The sequence below is a fragment of the Streptomyces sp. NPDC048258 genome, assembly GCF_043201995.1.
Classification (GTDB): domain Bacteria; phylum Actinomycetota; class Actinomycetes; order Streptomycetales; family Streptomycetaceae; genus Streptomyces.
This window is the reverse complement of sequence record NZ_JBICZH010000007.1, coordinates 51,834-70,092: the sequence shown is the minus strand read 5'-3', so window position 1 is coordinate 70,092 and position 18,259 is coordinate 51,834. Positions and strand designations below refer to the sequence as shown.

Annotated in this window: 17 protein-coding genes and 1 pseudogene; 11 read left to right on the top strand and 7 right to left on the bottom strand. The window is 68.6% G+C overall.

Features of this window, described 5'->3' with window-relative positions; translation table 11 throughout:
- The first annotated feature begins 28 nt into the window (after positions 1 to 28).
- The 3 genes from ACGFYQ_RS17975 to ACGFYQ_RS17965 all read left to right on the top strand — a co-directional run bounded on the left by ACGFYQ_RS17975 (position 29) and on the right by ACGFYQ_RS17965 (position 5,170).
- On the top strand, positions 29 to 1,309 hold the full coding sequence (locus ACGFYQ_RS17975; RefSeq protein WP_393744865.1) for an FG-GAP repeat domain-containing protein: 1,281 nt from the start codon (positions 29 to 31) through the stop codon (positions 1,307 to 1,309).
- A 105-nt stretch (positions 1,310 to 1,414) separates the two neighbouring features.
- Positions 1,415 to 2,542, top strand: coding sequence for a transglycosylase family protein (locus tag ACGFYQ_RS17970; RefSeq protein ID WP_393744863.1), 1,128 nt, complete (start codon positions 1,415 to 1,417; stop codon positions 2,540 to 2,542).
- An 81-nt stretch (positions 2,543 to 2,623) separates the two neighbouring features.
- A complete protein-coding gene (locus ACGFYQ_RS17965; protein WP_393744861.1) occupies positions 2,624 to 5,170 on the top strand; it encodes an FG-GAP-like repeat-containing protein in 2,547 nt (848 codons plus the stop codon).
- 505 nt (positions 5,171 to 5,675) lie between these two features.
- On the opposite strand, the gene ACGFYQ_RS17960 is transcribed toward ACGFYQ_RS17965, so the two are convergent.
- Positions 5,676 to 5,846, bottom strand: a complete 171-nt coding sequence (locus ACGFYQ_RS17960) for a hypothetical protein (protein ID WP_366474606.1) — start codon at positions 5,844 to 5,846, stop codon at positions 5,676 to 5,678.
- A gap of 567 nt (positions 5,847 to 6,413) precedes the next feature.
- Between ACGFYQ_RS17960 and ACGFYQ_RS17955 the strand changes: the two genes are divergently transcribed.
- From ACGFYQ_RS17955 to ACGFYQ_RS17940, 4 genes are all read left to right on the top strand, one after another.
- A complete protein-coding gene (locus tag ACGFYQ_RS17955; RefSeq protein ID WP_030228768.1) occupies positions 6,414 to 6,617 on the top strand; it encodes a cold-shock protein in 204 nt (67 codons plus the stop codon).
- Between the two features lie 310 nt (positions 6,618 to 6,927).
- Positions 6,928 to 8,442, top strand: coding sequence for a DEAD/DEAH box helicase (locus tag ACGFYQ_RS17950; protein ID WP_393744858.1), 1,515 nt, complete (start codon positions 6,928 to 6,930; stop codon positions 8,440 to 8,442).
- A 46-nt stretch (positions 8,443 to 8,488) separates the two neighbouring features.
- On the top strand, positions 8,489 to 8,893 hold the full coding sequence (locus tag ACGFYQ_RS17945; protein ID WP_393744856.1) for a CBS domain-containing protein: 405 nt from the start codon (positions 8,489 to 8,491) through the stop codon (positions 8,891 to 8,893).
- 51 nt (positions 8,894 to 8,944) lie between these two features.
- On the top strand, positions 8,945 to 9,256 hold the full coding sequence (locus ACGFYQ_RS17940) for an SCO5918 family protein (protein WP_393744854.1): 312 nt from the start codon (positions 8,945 to 8,947) through the stop codon (positions 9,254 to 9,256).
- 107 nt (positions 9,257 to 9,363) lie between these two features.
- On the opposite strand, the gene ACGFYQ_RS17935 is transcribed toward ACGFYQ_RS17940, so the two are convergent.
- Together ACGFYQ_RS17935 and ACGFYQ_RS17930 are read right to left on the bottom strand one after the other, a co-directional pair.
- On the bottom strand, positions 9,364 to 9,723 hold the full coding sequence (locus ACGFYQ_RS17935) for a hypothetical protein (RefSeq protein WP_393744852.1): 360 nt from the start codon (positions 9,721 to 9,723) through the stop codon (positions 9,364 to 9,366).
- Positions 9,724 to 9,771: 48 nt separating this feature from the next.
- Positions 9,772 to 9,915, bottom strand: a pseudogene (locus ACGFYQ_RS17930) (ATP-binding protein); the annotation flags it as partial.
- Positions 9,916 to 10,860: 945 nt separating this feature from the next.
- On the opposite strand from ACGFYQ_RS17930, the gene ACGFYQ_RS17925 reads away from it, so the two are divergent.
- On the top strand, positions 10,861 to 11,199 hold the full coding sequence (locus tag ACGFYQ_RS17925) for a MerR family transcriptional regulator (RefSeq protein ID WP_319722718.1): 339 nt from the start codon (positions 10,861 to 10,863) through the stop codon (positions 11,197 to 11,199).
- A 152-nt stretch (positions 11,200 to 11,351) separates the two neighbouring features.
- Entirely contained in the window at positions 11,352 to 12,011 is a 660-nt protein-coding gene (locus tag ACGFYQ_RS17920; RefSeq protein ID WP_393744849.1) for a hypothetical protein, read from the top strand.
- 325 nt (positions 12,012 to 12,336) lie between these two features.
- Here the strand turns inward: ACGFYQ_RS17920 and ACGFYQ_RS17915 are convergent, their stop codons facing one another.
- The gene (locus ACGFYQ_RS17915; RefSeq protein WP_393744847.1) at positions 12,337 to 12,909 is read right to left on the bottom strand and encodes a TetR/AcrR family transcriptional regulator; all 573 of its coding nucleotides are present in this window, start codon (positions 12,907 to 12,909) and stop codon (positions 12,337 to 12,339) included.
- Between the two features lie 97 nt (positions 12,910 to 13,006).
- Here ACGFYQ_RS17915 and ACGFYQ_RS17910 point away from each other — a divergent pair, with 97 nt between their 5' ends.
- Positions 13,007 to 14,602, top strand: coding sequence for a carboxylesterase/lipase family protein (locus ACGFYQ_RS17910; protein ID WP_393744845.1), 1,596 nt, complete (start codon positions 13,007 to 13,009; stop codon positions 14,600 to 14,602).
- Between the two features lie 486 nt (positions 14,603 to 15,088).
- Here ACGFYQ_RS17910 and ACGFYQ_RS17905 read toward each other — a convergent pair whose 3' ends face one another.
- The 3 genes from ACGFYQ_RS17905 to ACGFYQ_RS17895 form a co-directional block, all read right to left on the bottom strand.
- Positions 15,089 to 16,324, bottom strand: a complete 1,236-nt coding sequence (locus ACGFYQ_RS17905; protein WP_393744843.1) for an MFS transporter — start codon at positions 16,322 to 16,324, stop codon at positions 15,089 to 15,091.
- 202 nt (positions 16,325 to 16,526) lie between these two features.
- On the bottom strand, positions 16,527 to 16,925 hold the full coding sequence (locus ACGFYQ_RS17900) for an STAS domain-containing protein (protein WP_393744841.1): 399 nt from the start codon (positions 16,923 to 16,925) through the stop codon (positions 16,527 to 16,529).
- Positions 16,926 to 16,999: 74 nt separating this feature from the next.
- Positions 17,000 to 17,662, bottom strand: a complete 663-nt coding sequence (locus tag ACGFYQ_RS17895) for an HSP18 transcriptional regulator (protein ID WP_393744839.1) — start codon at positions 17,660 to 17,662, stop codon at positions 17,000 to 17,002.
- A 129-nt stretch (positions 17,663 to 17,791) separates the two neighbouring features.
- Here ACGFYQ_RS17895 and ACGFYQ_RS17890 point away from each other — a divergent pair, with 129 nt between their 5' ends.
- Positions 17,792 to 18,226, top strand: coding sequence for an Hsp20/alpha crystallin family protein (locus ACGFYQ_RS17890; protein ID WP_393744837.1), 435 nt, complete (start codon positions 17,792 to 17,794; stop codon positions 18,224 to 18,226).
- The last annotated feature ends 33 nt before the right edge of the window (positions 18,227 to 18,259 follow it).

The window sequence follows — 18,259 nt, the reverse complement described above, 5'->3', positions numbered from 1 at the left end:
TTCCCGACACACCTGCCAGGAGACACCCATGTCCCGCACCACGCGTCTCACCATCCTGCGCTGCACCTCTGCCCTGATCACCGCCGGCCTCGCCGCGACCGCACTGACGGCTGTGGCGGCCGCTCCCGCCCAGGCCGCCTCCACCAAGGGCGGAAAGATCACCCGCAGCGAGGTGATGGCCCGCGCCCAGTACTGGGTGGACCAGGGCGTCCCGTACAACCAGGGGGGCTGGCACACGGACGGCCAGGGGACCAACTACCGTGAGGACTGCTCGGGTTACGTGTCCATGGCCTGGCACGCCACCGAGTCGTTCACCACCTGGAGCCTGCCCAGCGTGTCGTCCGACATCAGCAACTCCTCGCTGCTTCCGGGTGACGCCCTGAACTACTCCGACGCCCACGTCATCCTCTTCGGCGGCTGGCAGGACAAGGCAGCGGGCACCTTCACGTACTTCGCCGAGCAGAACCCGAGCGTGCTGACCAACAAGTACACCGGGAACCTCAACAGCAGCTCCGTCGCGGGCTGGCCGACCAGCGTCTACCAGGCCATCCGCTACGACAACATCGTCGAGGACGCTCCGGCGCCGGTGTACACGCAGACCGCGGCCGCCGACTTCACCGGTGACGGCGCCGCGGACATCATCGCCAAGGACGCCTCCGGGAACCTGAAGATGTGGGTCCACAACCCTGCCGGTACCTTCAACTCGCCCGCTCAGGTCACCACCGGCTGGAACTTCACCCAGACCGCTGCCGCCGACTTCAACAACGACGGCAAGGCCGACATCATCGCCCGTGACGGCTCCGGGAACCTGAAGTACTGGAAGGGCAACGGCGACGCCACCTTCCAGAGCCCCACCACACTCACCGCGGGCTGGGACTTCACCCAGACCGCTGCCGCGGACTTCGACGGCGACGGCAACGTGGATCTGATCGCCAAGGACTCGGCGAACAATCTCAAGATCTGGGCGGGCAACGGGAACGGCACGTTCGCCGCCCCTGGCACGCAGAGTGCCGGCTGGAACTTCACGCAGACCGCTGCCGCGGACTTCACCGGTGACGGCAAGGCCGACATCATCGCCAAGGACACCAACGGCAAGCTCAAGATGTGGGTCCACAACTCCGGCGGCAGCTTCAACGCACCGGTCGAGCTGACCGACTGGAACTACAGCCAGACCACGGCCGCCGACTTCGACGGCAACGGCAAGGTCGACCTCATCGCCCGCAACGACACCAGCGCCGACCTCAACATCTGGGCCGGGAACGGAAACGGCACCTTCACCACCCCCTACAAGCTCACCGGCGGCTGGTAACCACCACCCCCACCACCCACCCCCTGCCGCCCGGAACACCACCGGGCGGCAGGGCCCCCACAGCTGCCTGCCACTCCGTATGTCTCAGAAGGACGTTGCCGCACCATGAAGATCACCAGCCGTGTCTCCCGCCCCAAGCGCCTTGCCGTCGCCACCGCCACCGTCGCCTCCTCGGCCCTCGTCGTCCTCACCTTCGCGGCCGGGACAGCCGGTGCGGCCTCGGTCTCCACCTGGGACAAGGTCGCCCAGTGCGAGAGCGGCGGCAACTGGGCCATCAACACCGGAAACGGCTACTACGGCGGTGTGCAGTTCTCGCAGTCCACCTGGTCGGGGTTCGGTGGCACCGCATACGCGGCGCGGGCTGACCTGGCCACCAAGCAGCAGCAGATCCTGATAGCCGAGAAGGTCCTGAAGGTCCAGGGCGAGGGTGCCTGGCCGACCTGTGGACCGGCGGCCGGCCTCGGCGCCGACCACGCCGACCCGTACCCGGTGAACGAGGCTCCGGCGCCGGTGTACACGCAGACCGCGGCCGCCGACTTCACCGGTGACGGCGCCGCGGACATCATCGCCAAGGACGCCTCCGGGAACCTGAAGATGTGGGTCCACAACCCTGCCGGTACCTTCAACTCGCCCGCTCAGGTCACCACCGGCTGGAACTTCACCCAGACCGCTGCCGCCGACTTCAACAACGACGGCAAGGCCGACATCATCGCCCGTGACGGCTCCGGGAACCTGAAGTACTGGAAGGGCAACGGCGACGCCACCTTCCAGAGCCCCACCACACTCACCGCGGGCTGGGACTTCACCCAGACCGCTGCCGCGGACTTCGACGGCGACGGCAACGTGGATCTGATCGCCAAGGACTCGGCGAACAATCTCAAGATCTGGGCGGGCAATGGGAACGGCACGTTCGCCGCCCCTGGCACGCAGAGTGCCGGCTGGAACTTCACGCAGACCGCTGCCGCGGACTTCACCGGTGACGGCAAGGCCGACATCATCGCCAAGGACACCAACGGCAAGCTCAAGATGTGGGTCCACAACTCCGGCGGCAGCTTCAACGCACCGGTCGAGCTGACCGACTGGAACTACAGCCAGACCACGGCCGCCGACTTCGACGGCAGCGGCAAGGTCGACCTCATCGCCCGCAACGACACCAGCGCCGACCTCAACATCTGGGCCGGGAACGGAAACGGCACCTTCACCACCCCCTACAAGCTCACCGGCGGCTGGTAACCACCACCCCCACCACCCACCCCCTGCCGCCCGGAACACCACCGGGCGGCAGGGCCCGTACGCCACAGGACAAGGAACCCCATGCGTTACGCGAGGCGCAGCGTCGCCGCACTGCGGGCGGCCGCGACGTTCTCCGCCTTGAGCATGACGGCCACCGGGCTGACGATGGCCTGCGCAGGGACCGCGCAGGCCGCCTCCATCCCCCTGACCGCCGCCTTCAACAGCACGTCCATCAGCGCCGACGCCGATCCGTCCGCGGCGGACTTCGACGGCGCCGGGGCCAGCTTGTCCGCCTCCGACCTGGACAACGCCGGATGGACCCGTGGTACGCGGATCACCGTCAACGGGACCACGTATACCCGGCCCGACGTGGCACCCGGGCAGCCCGACAACGTGCTGGCCACCGGCCAGACGGTGGCCGTGTCGGGTTCGGGCAACGCCCTCGGCTTCCTGGCCTCCGCCACGCACGGACCAGTCTCCGCCGGCGGAACGATCACCTACAGCGACGGCAGCTCCTCCGCCTACACGCTCACGGTCGACGACTGGAAGTCCGGCAGCGCCGCCGCCGCCGTCACCCTCCCCCACGCCAACACCCCGGGCGGGCAGCAGAACGGCCCCGTCCGGCTGTACGGCGTCACGGTCCCCGTCACACCGGGCAAGACGGTGGCCTCGGTGACCCTGCCCAAGGCGTCCGCCACGGTGAGCGGCACGGGCCCGGCCCTGCACGTCTACTCCATCGCTGTACGCACCACCCCCGCGGCACCCGGCGGGAAGACCTGGACCGGCAGCTGGGCCGCCTCCTTCGGCTCCGCGCCGGCCGTCGCACAGACCCCGGACTGGCGTGACCAGACGCTCCGGATGGTCGTCCACCCCCACACCAGCGGCAGCAGTGCCCGTATCCGCTTCGCGAACACGTTCTCCGCCGCACCGGTCCGCTTCGGCCACGCCACGGTCGCCACCCAGAGCAGCGGGGCGGCCTCCGCCCAGACCCCGGTCTCCTTGACCTTCAGCGGAAGTCAGCAGGTCACCGTCCCGGCGGGCGGCGAGGTCTTCAGCGACCCGGTCGACTTCCCCGTCGTCGCGGGCCAGAACCTGCTGGTCAGCGTCCACCTGCCCGGTCCGGTCACCGCGGCGCCCGTCCACGAGTACGCCCTCGCCACCTCGTACACCACCAGCCGCCTGGCTGGCGATCACACCGCGGACAGCGGCGGGTCCTCGTTCCCCGGCACCTTCTCGTACTGGACGTACCTCAGCGGCATCGACGTCGCCACCGCCGACAACCCCGGCACCGTCGTGGCCCTGGGCGACTCCCAGACCGACGGCGGCCACTCGACGAAGGACGCCAACCGGCGCTGGCCCGACGAGTACGCAGCCCTCCTGCGCGCCAAGCCCGCTGCCCCCGGCGTACTGAACGCGGGCATCTCCGCCAACCAGCTGCTCCGGGACCGCGTGACCGCACCGGCCTCGCCGAGCGCGCTCGGCCGCCTGGACCGCGATGTCTTCTCCCAGACGAACGTCCGCTCCGTCGTCCTCTACGAAGGCATCAACGACATCCTGTCGGGCGCCGACGCGGACGACATGAAGGAGGGCATCCGCCAGATCGCCGGGCAGTCCCGCGCCCGTGGCCTGCGTACCGTCGCGGCCACCATCCCTGCCTTCGGCGCCCATTCCGGCTACAGCGACAGCCGGGAGGACGTCCGCCAGGCCGTCAACGCCTACATCCGCACCACCAGTGACGTCGACGGCTACATCGACTTCGACCTCGCCACCCGTGACCCGGACATGCCCCACATGCTCCGCGAAGGCATCTACGATCCTGCGGACCACCTGCACTTCAACGACGCGGGTACGAAGCTGCTCGCCGAGACCCTCGCCACCGGAACCAACGGCACCCCACTGCACATGTCCCAGACCGCCGCGGCCGACTTCGACAACGACGACGTGGCCGACCTGATCGCCCGGGACGACGCGACGGGGACGCTGAAGATGTGGCTGGGCAAGGGGGACGGAACCTTCGCCTCGGAGACCGCACTCACCAACGGCTGGCGCGCCTACTCCCAGACCACGGCGGCCGACTTCACCGAGGACGGCCGCGCCGACCTCATCGCCCGGGACAGCTCCGGCAACCTGCTGCTGTGGGTCGGCAACGGTGACGGCACCTTCCAGCGGCCCACCACCCTGACGGGCGGCTGGGACTTCACCCAGACCGCGGCCGCCGACTTCGACGGCGACGGCAAGACCGATCTGATCGCGAAGGACCCCGCGAACAACCTGAGGATCTGGGCCGGCAACGGAAACGGCACCTTCGCCGCCTCCCACACCCTCACCGGAGGCTGGGCCTTCGCCCAGACCATCGCCGGCGATTTCAACGGAGACGGGCAGGCCGACATCATGGCCCGCGACAGTTCCGGCACCCTCAAGCTGTGGACGCACAACCCCGCCGGTACCTTCAACGCTCCGGTCAAGGTGACCGACGGATGGCACCTCACCCAGACCACCACGGGCGACTTCACCAAGGACGGCCGCGCCGACCTCATTGCCCGCGACTCCACCGGAACCCTCAAGCTGTGGTCCGGCTACGGCAACGGCACCTTCTCGGCCCCCCGCACCCTCACCACCGGCTGGTGACGGCCACCCACGAGCCCCATCCGCCGGCACATCGAACCGCCTCACCCCAACCTGCGCCGGGGGGCGTGCCCCAACCGTGCCCTTCAGAGCAGTGAACAACGGTCGACACGGGTGCCAGACGTACCCGGTGACCGCGCCCCTGATAGGGATAAATGCCAGGTCAGAGGTTCATCAGTCAGCGAAGCGGCATTGATTCCCAAGCTTATAGCGCGGGTTCGATTCCCGTCATCCGCTCTTGAAAGAAGGCCCAGGTCAGCGACCTGGGCCTTCTTCGTTGTCCAGACCTCTCTGGCCTCGCCGTGCCCTCCGCGTGCCCCAACTCGCAGGAACTCCCTGGCCGGAGGGCTCTTGGCGCACCACTTGCACCCCACGGGCCCACGCCGGTCTCGCGTCGCGAGACGCGTTCTCGATGACCTGCGTCACACCGCTGCCTCCGTCGCGTGAATTCGCTTTCAAAAAGGGGCGGTTGGCCGGAGGGGTTGGCTCAGGCCCTCGACGGGACTACCTAGTCCTCTTTCCCCGCCAACACGCGATCGGCGGCGTAGTGCGGGCAGGAAGGGAGGTGCCACGTCACCGTCACCCGGCGCCGGTCGGCGGCGATGGTACGGGCCTGCCCAGTGGCCGGGCAGGCCGCGCAGTGCGGACACACGACGGTTTCGAACTTCAGCTCAGCCATCACCCACGCCACCTTCCCCGCCAACGGTGCTCGCGACTCCACCTGCGAGAGCGGCTTCGCGAACGACCGCAGTGACGGTCAGGCGCTGCGGAACAGACGTGTAGCGAGTGCGGGGCTGGCCGCGCCGCCTTGCCGTGGACGCCCCCGAGACCGCCATGGAGCACCTGCGAGCTGCTGATCCCTTCGGGAGGGCGCTGCGGACCCGCCCCGCAGGCTCACGTCCCCTGGACTGCACGTCGCAGCTGGCGGACGCCCTTGCTCACGAAACGCTGCACTCGGGGGGAATCAATATCTATCCCCGCGGTCAGAGAGTTTAATGGACCCCGCAGGGAGAGTTTTTCCGCACCGTACACGATGGAGATATTTAACGCACACAAACCGCTGCAGCGTGCTACTGTCGATCTCGGTTGCAGTTTTGGTACCCAAAAACTTCAAGCGCTCCAGTCGGCCTTCGCGCCACATTCGAGTGCTTCATATTTCCGGGTCATTTTCCGGCGGGGCATCATCGCGGCGACACGGTGTCCGTACAGTGCGGATGCTGGTGTACTGCCCCAAAGGAGATATGACATGGCATCTGGCACCGTGAAGTGGTTCAACGCGGCTAAGGGTTTCGGCTTCATCGAGCAGGACGGTGGCGGCGACGATGTCTTCGCCCACTTCTCGAACATCGCCACCCAGGGCTTCCGCGAGCTGCTGGAAGGCCAGAAGGTCACCTTCGACATCGCGCAGGGCCAGAAGGGCCCGACGGCCGAGAACATCGTTCCCGCCTGACGCTGACGCGCATTTCGTAGCTGGGGCCCGCATCCCTCGGGGTGCGGGCCCCAGCTGCACGCATTTCCCGCAGTGGTGTCACCTGCGTGACGAAGTATTCAGGGTTACAGCCTGCTCGGCGCTTCACCCCCTCGATTTTTCTTGGTTTCGCGTCCGCATGACGCCACCCCATCTCAGCGCATGCGCCCATACAGAATCCCTGTAGGCCAGAGTCGCTTTCGCATTCCATTCGGCCCGTTCTTGTGATTCCCCGCGCTGCGTTTCTGCTGCGGGAATTCCTTGATATGTGCCGCATCAAGGAAGGTTCTGAATGAACCGCACACGTACGAACGACCGTTCCTCTCGCACCCGCAGCCGCACCGGCGGCCCCGCTTTCGGCGCTGCCGCCGGTTCGGAGCGGGGCAGCCGCTTCGGCTCGTCGGCCCCGAGCCGTTCCGGAGGTCCGCGCCGCTCCGGCGGCTACGGCCGCCGACCCGCCGCGATCCAAGGCGAGTTCGCCCTGCCGAAGACCATCACTCCCGCGCTGCCCGCCGTCGAGGCCTTCGCCGACCTCGACATGCCGGCCGAGCTGCTTGCTGCCCTCGGCGCGCAGGGCGTGACCGTGCCGTTCCCGATCCAGGGAGCCACCCTGCCCAACACCCTCGCGGGCCGCGACGTCCTCGGCCGCGGACGGACCGGCTCCGGCAAGACCCTCGCCTTCGGCCTCGCGCTGCTGGCCCGCACCGCCGGACAGCGCGCCGAGCCGCGCCAGCCGCTCGCCCTGGTCCTCGTCCCCACCCGCGAGCTGGCCCAGCAGGTGACCGACGCCCTCACCCCGTACGCCCGCGCCGTGAAGCTGCGCCTGACCACGGTCGTCGGCGGCATGTCGATCGGCAAGCAGGCCGGAGCGCTGCGCGGAGGCGCGGAGGTCGTCGTGGCCACGCCCGGCCGGTTGAAGGACCTCATCGACCGGGGCGACTGCCGGCTGAACCAGGTCGCGATCACCGTCCTCGACGAGGCCGACCAGATGGCCGACATGGGCTTCATGCCGCAGGTCACCGCACTCCTGGACCAGGTGCGCCCCGAGGGCCAGCGGATGCTGTTCTCCGCCACCCTCGACCGCAACGTCGACCTGCTGGTCCGCCGCTACCTCACCGACCCGGTCGTGCACTCGGTGGACCCCTCGGCCGGTGCGGTGACGACGATGGAGCACCACGTGCTGCACGTCCACGGCGCCGACAAGCACCGGACGACGACGGAGATCGCAGCGCGCGAGGGCCGGGTGATGATGTTCCTGGACACCAAGCACGCCGTGGACCGGCTGACCGAGGACCTGCTGAACAGCGGTGTCCGGGCCGCCGCCCTGCACGGCGGGAAGTCGCAGCCCCAGCGCACCCGCACCCTGGCCCAGTTCAAGACCGGACACGTGACCGTGCTGGTCGCGACGAACGTGGCGGCGCGCGGCATCCACGTCGACAACCTCGACCTCGTCGTCAACGTCGACCCGCCCACCGACCCCAAGGACTACCTCCACCGCGGCGGCCGCACCGCCCGCGCCGGCGAGTCCGGCAGCGTCGTCACCCTCGTCACCCCAAACCAGCGCCGCGACATGACCCGCCTCATGCAGGCCGCCGGCATCACCCCGCAGACCACCCAGGTCCGCTCCGGCGAAGAGGCCCTGAACCGCATCACCGGCTCCCAGGCCCCCTCCGGCGTCCCCGTCGTCATCACCGCACCGGTCGTCGAACGCGCCAAGCGCAGCACCGCTTCCCGGGGCAGGCGCCGGCCCGCTTCGACGGCCCGGCGCGTGAGCGTGCGGCAGTCCGCCTTCGATGCGGCGGCCTGAGAAGCACGTGATCAGGAAACTGACCCATCTCTGCAGGAGGCACGTTTTGACGCTGGTCCAGATGCAGCCCCGCTCGGCGAACACCAACCCTGTGCACCGGACGGTGGACGACGCGATGGAGGCGGCCGGTCCACAGGTCTGTGACGACATGACGGTCGAGGTGGCCCTGGCCGTCATGGCCGGCGCGCGCGCGGGTCATCTGCTCGTCTGCGACGAGGACGGCCTGTGCACCGGGCTGGTCACCCAGGGCCGGCTCGCCGCCATCCGCGACAGCGCGGCGTACACCGACCGGGTCCGTCTCCGCGACCTGCTGGGGGACCGCGGGCCGGTCGCCTCACCCGTGACCACGATGGCCGAAGCCGAACACGCGATGCGCTACCGCAGGCTCGATGCCCTGCCCGTCGTCGATGAACAAGGCAGCGCTCTGGGCGTCCTCGCCCTTGCCCGCTGAACCGCCTCACCACGGCACGACCGTCCCCCTTTCTTCTTCCTGTGAGGCAACATGCGCTGTGTCATCGCCCGTTTCCCGTTCGACCTGACCAAGAGCGGTGTCCTGGAGTCGATGAAGGGCATCAAGCCCGAGCAGGTCGTCGGCGAGTCAGTGATCATCGGGCGCCGTACCTACCCCGCCAAGCAGGTCGGCCAGGTCATCACTCGGCAGGACCGCCGTGACTTCAGCGCCGGTGAAGTCCTCCGGGCCATGACCCAGCTCGGGTTCACCTGCCGCGGCCTCCCCCGGGCCGCCGTGCCCACGCGCGTCCTCAGCCCGCTCCAGCAGGCTTCCGCGATGCTCGGCATCCCGGTGACCGTCTGACGGACAGGACCTGCGCAAGCCGACACCCGAACAGCGAGGAGGGCCCGACCGGCACACGCCGGTCGGGCCCTCCCGCGTACCCAGGGGGTTTCTTACGCGATGTCGGGTCAGTGGTCGGAGTAGCTGAAGTCGCCCATGGTCCAGGCGCTGACATCCGCGATCGAGACGCGATACATCCCACCCGTCTCCGGGATCCCCACCGTGCCCTGAAGGATGCGGGCCACATGGAAGTGCAGATGAGTGGGCGGTCCCTCGTGGGGTGTCGTGGCGGTGAAGATGGCGGCGAACTCGCCCAGGCGGGCGGAATCCGTCAGGACCTCCGACACCCGCTGCCTCCACACGACTTCGGGTGCCAGCCGACCGGTGATGACAGCGCCACCGGTGACCACGGTCAGGGACATCTGATTGCTCTGCCCGGACTCCACCAGGGTGGCAACGTCAACGAGCAGCTCGTCAGGCTTCGACATGGGAGCCGATTTTATGCACCGGTCGTCCCGTTCTCTCGACCGGTAGCGCTACCGGTGTAGAAGAGCACTCACCGTCTTCCCGCCGGAGGCCCCACGGGTGACAGCGGTCGCTCGGGCGAGGCGGTTGACCATGGGCCAGCCGAATCCACCGGTACCGCCGTACAGGTCAGGGGTGCGCATACGCGGCGCGCGCCCCTGCCTACCTGATCCCTGTGCCCCACCCCACTGCACGCCAACCCGACTCAGGTCTCCAAGAAGGGATCGAAGAGCAGTCGAAGCACGACGCCAATCGACGAGATGTGGGGGACCCCACGCGCTCGGCTGCGAACCTCCCGTGCCCCTGACCTGCTGCGCAGGCTGCTCTGCGCATCCTGGGCCGACCGTGAAGGTCTAGCTCTCCTCGGCGAGCACGGAAATCTATGACGGCCGGAGTAGACATTGGGCTGTGGCGTAGTTATGGTTTCTCTCGTAGCCCAGAGAGACAGCAGGGCCTGGCAGAGACGAACTGCCGGGCAGCAGTACCCGCAGTTGCAGTTCGCATGACGGTGCGGTGGTGGAGTTCCGAAGCCAGGGTTGTTGCAGGACGGCGACGGGGCTGACGACCGGACCGGGTGGCCCGCAGTCATCAGGGGCCGCCGAGAGCAGTACCGCAGTTAACGCAGTGGCAGTACCCGTAAGTGCAGTGCGCAGTACCCAGCAGTGAAGTAGTGAGCAGCACCTCGGTGAAGGCGTCGGCTGCGGACGCGCGCACCGGGAAGTTCGGCAGTGGGGTTCCAAGCCAGAGCAGACGCAGGACGGGCGACGGGGCTGGCTGCCGAAGAGTGGCGCTAGGTCAGGCCACCAGCAGTACGCAGTAGAGCAGTAAGCAGTTGATCACCGAGGGAAGAACGGAGGAGCCGAGCACCATCAGGATCGCCCGGGCCGAAAGGCTGAGCCCGGGTACCGCAGGACATCGATAGTGAGGTGGTCTCCGGTCAAGCAACCGCGATCCCCGCACTCCCGGCAGCATCTCGGTCGGGTCGGCGGAAACACAGGGTCGGCGCAGTATCAGGGCCGACAGATGGTGTAGTAGTTCCTTCGGGGCCCTGGTGCCGTACGGCACCAGGGCCCCTCCACGCGTTCCATGAAAGAGGTTCAATGACAGCAGACGACTCGTTCGGCCGTCTCGACGACGACGATTACCCCGCCTACACCATGGGCCGGGCGGCAGACATGCTCGGCACCACCCAGGGCTTCCTCCGCGCCCTCGGAGAGGCCCGCCTGATCACCCCGCTCCGCTCCGAGGGCGGCCACCGCCGCTACTCCCGCTACCAACTGCGCATCGCCGCCCGCGCCCGGGAACTCGTCGACCAGGGCACCCCCATCGAGGCCGCCTGTCGCATCATCATCCTCGAGGACCAGCTCGAGGAAGCCCAGCGCATCAACGCCGAGTACCGCCGCGCCGCCGAATCATCCGCGCCGCCGCCCTCGGCCTGAACCGAGCGTGCCCGTCGGGATCGGCGGGCCTCGGTCGTCGAAGGAGTGCTACTCGGGCGCGGACGCCTCCGCCAGGTCCGCCCCGGCGTCAGCGCTGCGTGTGACCTGGTGGGTACCGTGCTGGTCAGGATTTTCCGATCCTGTTCCTAGCCATGGCTGTGCCGGTTCTTACACCCTTCTGGTGGCTGCTTGACCGCCGCCCGGCCAGGGGAGCCTCGTACCGGCACCGGGCAACGATCCGCATTCAGGAAGCCCTCCGCACTTGCGCAGATGCCTACAGCCAAGAGTCCGGCCTCCGCTCGTCGCATCTTCGAGAGGTCGATCGCGCTCTGCGAGAGGCGCAGGACGCCATCCTTCGCGTGCATCGCTACGCCGGGACCATCCGGCGCCGTTCAGCTCGACGGTCAGCAGCCCGCAATCACGCCGCCTTGGTCGTCGGCGCACTCCAGGCAGAGCTATTACAGATCGACGTCGAGCCGGACGCCGCGCTACCTCGGTTGGGGGCCAAGCTGGCCATGATTGGTGAACGCTGCGCGGAGGGCCGCATCGGGGCCTTGCTGCCGGAAGACGCCCTTGCTGGAGTCACCCCTGTCTCCGCTGCCCGAACCGCGCTCCGGGAATCCCTCCACGTCGCGCTCGTCATTCTCACAGCCATGGCAGCGGCCGTCGGAGCATCCGCGATGCTGCCCCACGCAGGAGTGAGCGATGACATGCGCCCCTGGCTGATCATGGGGTCCGCCGTGCTAGCCGCGATCCTCGTAGGCGGGTGGCATCGGGTCGGCCGGATTCTGGAACTGGTCCCTGGAAAGTGACCCTCGCTCCCATGGGCCCTGCGCCAGATGGCGCGTGTTGCGCACGCCAATCGCCCTCGCGCAGCCACGATGCGGCTCGTGAGGAGGAAGCCAGCCGAAGCCAAGAAATCGCAGCGACTCGGTGCGTGCCCCAGCCGTGCACTTCGGGGCGGTGAGCAGCGGTCAATAGGGGGTCAGTACGACCCTCTCACCACCCACACCTTTAAGGTCATCTTCGCAGGTCAGCTGCTATGCCCAAGCTTATAGCGCGGGTTCGATTCCCGTCATCCGCTCTTGAACGAAGGCCCAGGTCAGCGACCTGGGCCTTCTTCGTTGTCTGTCATGGTCAGCGCGCCAACTCGGCCAGGGCCCGGACGCCTTCGAGCACCTCGGCAGCGGTGGGGGCGCTGGAGGGGTCGCTGAGGCACTGGAGCATCACACCCGACACGAGCGCCAACTGCACGGCGCCGAGGGTGCGGACGGAGGCGTCCGACACCTCCTCCTCGCGGACGCCGTCCAGGATGGCCGCCATGCCACGCCGCCCCTGAGCGGTGCCCCCAGCCAGAGCGGCGCGCAGCTCCTGCTGCCGCTGGGCCTGCATGAACAGTTCCACCGAGGCGAGCCAGAGGTCGGGGTGCGCACCGAAGTCCTCGATCAGGCTCTCCCAGATGCGCTCGAAGTGCGCCCTGGAGGAGCCGTTGGCGTCGGGTACCAGCGCCCTGCCCATCGCGTCGCCCCACTCGTCGAGGATCTCGAACAGGGCCTGGTTGAGCAGTGCCTCGCGTGAGCCGTAGTGGTAGCCGACGGCGGCCGTGCTCACGCCGGCGGCCGTGGCGATGTCACGCACAGAGGTGCGGTCGTATCCCTTTTCCCGCAGGCAGGCCTTGGCGCTGATGAGCAGGGCTTCGCGGTTTCCCATGCTCACGAGCCTAGCGCCCGTGTGACACGAACGCCTCATACGATCGAGTTAGACAAGTGTATTGCACGATCGTGCAAATCTGCGTAGCGTTCGGGCCATGAGACACACCAGGAACGTTTCCAAGGGGTTCATCGCCGCCGCCCTCACGCTGACCACGCTGGGCATGGGCATGGGCATGGGCCTGGGCCTGGGCGTCGGGCCGGCCACCCCCGCCCGAGCGGCAGCAGGCAGCACCGCCGGCACGGTCGTCGGCACCACCGGCGGCGCCGTGCGTGGCACCGCCGACAACGGCGGCCTGCGCAGCTTCCAGGGCATCCCGTACGCCGCCCCGCCGGTGGGCGACCTGCGCTGGGCCTCGCCTCAGCCCGCCGCGACCTGGACGGGGGTGCGCGAGGCGACCGCTCCGGGATCCCCCTGCTCGCAGCCGGCGGGGCTGCCCATCGGGGTCCCCAGCGAGGCCGAGGACTGCCTCTACCTGAATGTCACCACCCCCGCCACGCAGACCGGCAAGCGGCCGGTGATCGTGTGGATCCACGGCGGCAGCCTGATGTTCGGCAGTGGCGACCTCTACGGCCCCGAGCGGCTGGCCGCCGAGGGCGCCGTCGTCGTGTCGGTCAACTACCGGCTGGGTGTCATGGGCTTCCTGTCCGACCCGGCGCTCAAGACCTCCGGCGGCCTCGGCCTGGAGGACCAGCAGGCGGCGCTGCGCTGGGTCCGCGCCAACGCGGGCGCCTTCGGGGGCGATCCCGGCAACGTGACGATCATGGGTGAGTCCGGCGGCGGGTACAGCGTCTGCGGCCACCTCGCCTCGCCGAAGTCGACCGGACTGTTCGACCGCGCCATCGTGCAGAGCGCTCCCTGCGCCACAGGTGGCTCCCGCACCCGGGAGGAAGCCGAGGCCGAGGCCAAGGCCACGCTCGCCAAGCTCAAGGAGCTGAAGTCCAAGGAGGGCAAGGACTGCAATGATGCGGAGTCCTGCCTGCGCGGCACGGACGCGGCCACGCTCATGAAGGCGTACGGGACCTGGAACGAGCCCCGCCCGATCGCCGGTACGGACCTCATGCCACTGACCCCCGCCGAGGCGCTGCACACGGGCAAGTTCAACCGCGTCCCGGTCCTCATCGGGGTCAACCACGACGAGGAGCGCGGCCGGATCCTCGGTCAGGAGCTGACGGGCGATGCCATGCCGCCCGAGGCGTACGAGCCCGAAATCCGCAAGGAGTTCGGCGCCCAGGCCGACGCGGTACTGGCCCGCTACCCGCTGAGCCGCTTCAGCTCCGCCGGCGAGGCCCTGGCAACGGTCCTGACCGACCGCAGCTGGTCGGTTCCGACGCTGGACACCGCCCGGCTGCTGTCGCAGTGGACGCCGACCCGGATGTTCGAGTTCAGCGAGCGCGAGACGCCCTCGTGGCCAGGTAACCCGAAGCTCAGCTTCGAGCTCCGCGCCTCGCACATGTCGGAGCTCCCCTACCTCTTCGACTTCAAGCCGCCCCTGTTCGAGAAGCTGACAGAGAAGCAGGAACGCCTCGGCAAGCGAATGACTGACACCTGGGTGGACTTCGCCGAGTCCGGGAAGACGGATTGGCCGAGCTTCCGCCGCGGCGGCTACGTGCAGTCGCTGGCCTCGGGGCCGTGGAAGCGAACGGAGTTCACCAAGGACCACAACCATGCGTTCTGGAAGAACCTCCGCTGACGCCAAGCGTCGTCCCGCCGACCGAGGTGCCTGGGACGCCGGGCAGCACACGACTCATGCCACTACGTGCCAGTCAGGGCGGTAAACAGCGGTCAACACGGGGGTTCCGCGGGCCCCGGAACTCGGCTCCACAGCGGACGTTTTCGCAGGTCACCAGGGGTTCAGGCCCCCGAGTGCCGAGTGATTCCCAAGCTTATAGCGCGGGTTCGATTCCCGTCATCCGCTCTTGAGAGAAGGCCCAGGTCAGCGACCTGGGCCTTCTTCGTTGTCTAGACCTCTCAGCCCTCGCCGTGCCCTCCGCGTGCCCCAAGTCGCTGAAATGCCCTGGCCGGAGGGCGTTCCATGCACCACTTGCACCACCCGGACGCGGTGGCGTCTCATATCGCGAGACGCATTTCCTGTCACCTGCGCCACAATCGGCCACATTGGGTGCGGATTCGCGCTCCCAAAGAGGCAGTTGACGGACGGTGTCCGCTCTGGCGGCATCTACCCGCGCGCACGCCGGGCGGACCAAAGCAGACCAATGAGGGCGACGCCCATCCAGGCGGTGAGGTAGGCGAAGGCGGCGGTCGGGGAGACGAGAATCCACAGGAGGCCGGCGATCGTGGAGGCGGCGAGGTTGCCGAGCGACTGGACGGTGGCGAGCATGCCGAAGGCGGAGCCGCGCAGGCCCTTCGGGGCGAGGGCCGCGACGGCGGAGTGCTCGGCGGTCTCGACCGCTCCGATGCCTACGCCGGCGAGGACGAACGGGATCACGAGGAGGGCAACTGTGGTGGCGTCGATGATGAAGAGGCCGTAGGAGAGTGCGAATGCCGCGACGCCTCCGGCGAGGACGACGACTGGGCCTCGGGTGCCGAGCCGGTCCGAGAACCGGCCGGCGGGCACGGAGGCGATCGTGGCCGCGACGTTGTAGGCGGTGTAAAGGCCAAGTGCGATCGTCGTCGCCGTCTTCGTGCCGTGTTCGGGGGCCAGCAAGTCCGAGGCGCGCAGGATCAGCAGGGTCGCGGCGACGTTGCCGACCTCGAACGCAGCAACCGCTCCCAGCAGTTTGCCGAGATCGCCCTGGAGAACCGGCTTGATACGGATCTTGAGGGGGACCTTGTCTCGGCTGGTCGGGCGGGGAGTCTTGCGGATCGCGTAAACGATCGCGCCGGCGGCGAGGAGTCCGGGAATGACGGAGAGGCCGATGGCCCATTGGACGCCGAGCCAGGCCACCAGGCCGAGGGCGAGGAGCGGTCCGAAGATGGCGCCGAGGTTGTCCATCATCCGCTCGAAGCCATAGGCCCGCCCGTACGCCTTGGCGGGGACGATGTCCGCCAGGAGCGCGTTCCGGGCGGGAACACGCAGACCGCGCGCGGTCCAGGCGGCGGCGCGCAGCAGGCCCACCTGCCATACCGCTGTCGCGCCGGCGGTGGCCGCGCCCAGCACTGCCGTCGTCGCATAGCCCCCGACGGCGACCTTCCGCCGACGCGCCGGGTCGTCCGCGAGAACGCCACCCCCGAACCTTGCCGCTCCTGCCAGCGCATCGGAGATGCCCTCAATCGCGCCCAGGGCAGCGGCCGGTGCTCCAAGGGTGGAGGTCAGCAGCGATGGCAGCAACGCCGTGGGAATCTCGTGGCCGACGTCGGCCAGAAAGCTCGCTGAGCCGACGCCTTTCACGCTTGGGGTCAGCCACTTGTCCTGGTCGGGAGTGGTCTCTGCAGTCGGCGCGGCATCAGTCACGTTGGGCAGTCTGACGGGCGGAAGGAACGGTTCACAGTGGATGATCCCACCAGCTCCCTGGGCCGGTATCTGCAATCTCTCCGAGCCCATGCCCTTGCAGATCCCAAGAAGACCCAGTTTCCCTGGCGCAGCTGAGCGGAGAGCCGGAAAGGCGACCCGCCTTCGCCGTACGCCGATCAGTGCCCGCACACCACCAGCCTGCCTACTGGGGGAGTCCGTCCGGGTATTCCCTCGGATGGCAGCCGGCGGTCGGCGGGTCTTGGTCCACGGGGAAGAGGGACAGTGCGCCGGTGATCTCCAGGAGGCGCTGGAGCTGGCGGTTGGGGGCGGCCAAGCGGATGACGGTGCCGGTCTCTTGCGCTGCGCGTCGTGCGGCGAGGAGTGCGTTGAGTGCCGAGGAGTCGCAGAAGGTGAGGCGGCTGCAGTCGACCGCCACCGGCTTGGCCGGTGAGGCGTAGGTGAGAGCTTCGGAGAGGGCGAGCTGCAGGGAGTGCGCCGTCTCGAGGTCGATCTCGCCGGTGGGCCTGACCGCGACGGTGTGGTCCAGGACCTCTACGGCGACGTCGTTACCGTCGGCCGTCCGGGGAGGGTGTTCGACCATGGTGATCACTCCTTGCATCTACGGGCGTGGCCCTCCCGACGCCCGTTGGCCAGTCGATAGTTCGCGGTTCCGTGTCACGTGTTGCGCTGGTCATGGGTGTCCTGGCGGAGCTGGTCCGTGTGCTGGGCCAGGGCGTCGATACGTTCGGCGAGCTCGGCGTCCTCGGGCCGCAGATGGGCCCGGGTGGCGGTCAGAGGGCGAACGAGACGGGCAGCGTCGTTGTCGGCGAGGGCCAGGTTCAGGTCGCCGATGGCGCCCTGGGCGTTGGTGGGGAGGCCGGTGAGGGCGGTGACCTGCCCGGCGAGTCGGCGCAGGTCGGCCGCGTTGTCGCGGGCCCAGGCGGTAACGGTGCGGTCGGCGGCGCGGGTGTCACGGGTGGCCTGGACGCGCTGTTCCCCGGTGGTTCCGGCGGTGCCGGGGCGCAGGCGCAGGTAGCGGCGTTCGGCGGCCTGCCGACTGGCGACCCCGAGCGGTCCCGCGAGATCGGCCCAGCTCGCCCCGTGCCCGCGGGCGGTTTCGATCAGGCCGCTCTCCCAGCCGGCGAGCTGCTCACGGACCTCGCGCAGCCTCAGCAGTGCAGCCAGAGCCGGGTGCGGGCCCGAGTCCGGCGCGGGCGGCGAAGCGGCTGTTCTCGCGAAGGGTTGCTGCGCGTCCTTGACGGCCTGGTTGATGGCCTCCAGTGCCGCGGCGGCAGCCAGGAAGGGGACTGGTGTGGTCGGCTCGGCGGCCTCGTTCATTGCCTTCTCCGTGACTCTGTCATCCTCCAGATGACTCCTTGCTTGTCATCGTTTCGATGACATGTTACAACGGGAGCACGTTGAAGCGCATTGGCAGTTCCTGCCTGAACCAACTGGAGGTGTTTCGCGATGTTGATGCGCACTGACCCGTTCCGCGAGATGGACCGGATCGTTCAGCAGCTCTCGGGTGCGTCGGGCACGTGGTCCAAGCCGTCCGTGATGCCGATGGACGCCTACCGCCAGGGCGACGTGTACGTGATCGCCTTCGACCTCCCCGGCGTGAGCACCGAGGCGATCGACATCGACGTCGAGCGGAACATGCTGACGGTGAAGGCCGAGCGCCGGCCCGCGGAGAAGTCCGACGGCGTGCAGATGGAGCTCTCCGAACGACCCCTCGGCGTCTTCTCCCGCCAGATCGTGCTCGCCGACACCCTCGACACCGAGCACATCGAAGCCGACTACGACGCGGGTGTCCTGACCCTGCGGATCCCGATCGCCGAGCGCGCCAAGCCGCGGAAGATCAGCATCGGCGGCGAATCCGGCCGCAAGCAGATCTCCGGCTGAACAGCCCGGCACCAGCGGCGGAGGACGGGGAAC

What these genes read in the sequence shown, in the direction of transcription:
- ACGFYQ_RS17975 (WP_393744865.1), top strand. Translation starts at nt 29, where the DNA reads ATGTCCCGCACCACGCGTCTCACCATCCTGCGCTGCACCTCTGCCCTG.
- ACGFYQ_RS17970 (WP_393744863.1), top strand. Translation starts at nt 1,415, where the DNA reads ATGAAGATCACCAGCCGTGTCTCCCGCCCCAAGCGCCTTGCCGTCGCC.
- ACGFYQ_RS17965 (WP_393744861.1), top strand. Translation starts at nt 2,624, where the DNA reads ATGCGTTACGCGAGGCGCAGCGTCGCCGCACTGCGGGCGGCCGCGACG.
- ACGFYQ_RS17960 (WP_366474606.1), bottom strand. Translation starts at nt 5,846, where the DNA reads ATGGCTGAGCTGAAGTTCGAAACCGTCGTGTGTCCGCACTGCGCGGCC.
- ACGFYQ_RS17955 (WP_030228768.1), top strand. Translation starts at nt 6,414, where the DNA reads ATGGCATCTGGCACCGTGAAGTGGTTCAACGCGGCTAAGGGTTTCGGC.
- ACGFYQ_RS17950 (WP_393744858.1), top strand. Translation starts at nt 6,928, where the DNA reads ATGAACCGCACACGTACGAACGACCGTTCCTCTCGCACCCGCAGCCGC.
- ACGFYQ_RS17940 (WP_393744854.1), top strand. Translation starts at nt 8,945, where the DNA reads ATGCGCTGTGTCATCGCCCGTTTCCCGTTCGACCTGACCAAGAGCGGT.
- ACGFYQ_RS17935 (WP_393744852.1), bottom strand. Translation starts at nt 9,723, where the DNA reads ATGTCGAAGCCTGACGAGCTGCTCGTTGACGTTGCCACCCTGGTGGAG.
- ACGFYQ_RS17925 (WP_319722718.1), top strand. Translation starts at nt 10,861, where the DNA reads ATGACAGCAGACGACTCGTTCGGCCGTCTCGACGACGACGATTACCCC.
- ACGFYQ_RS17920 (WP_393744849.1), top strand. Translation starts at nt 11,352, where the DNA reads ATGGCTGTGCCGGTTCTTACACCCTTCTGGTGGCTGCTTGACCGCCGC.
- ACGFYQ_RS17915 (WP_393744847.1), bottom strand. Translation starts at nt 12,909, where the DNA reads ATGGGAAACCGCGAAGCCCTGCTCATCAGCGCCAAGGCCTGCCTGCGG.
- ACGFYQ_RS17910 (WP_393744845.1), top strand. Translation starts at nt 13,007, where the DNA reads ATGAGACACACCAGGAACGTTTCCAAGGGGTTCATCGCCGCCGCCCTC.
- ACGFYQ_RS17900 (WP_393744841.1), bottom strand. Translation starts at nt 16,925, where the DNA reads ATGGTCGAACACCCTCCCCGGACGGCCGACGGTAACGACGTCGCCGTA.
- ACGFYQ_RS17895 (WP_393744839.1), bottom strand. Translation starts at nt 17,662, where the DNA reads ATGAACGAGGCCGCCGAGCCGACCACACCAGTCCCCTTCCTGGCTGCC.
- ACGFYQ_RS17890 (WP_393744837.1), top strand. Translation starts at nt 17,792, where the DNA reads ATGTTGATGCGCACTGACCCGTTCCGCGAGATGGACCGGATCGTTCAG.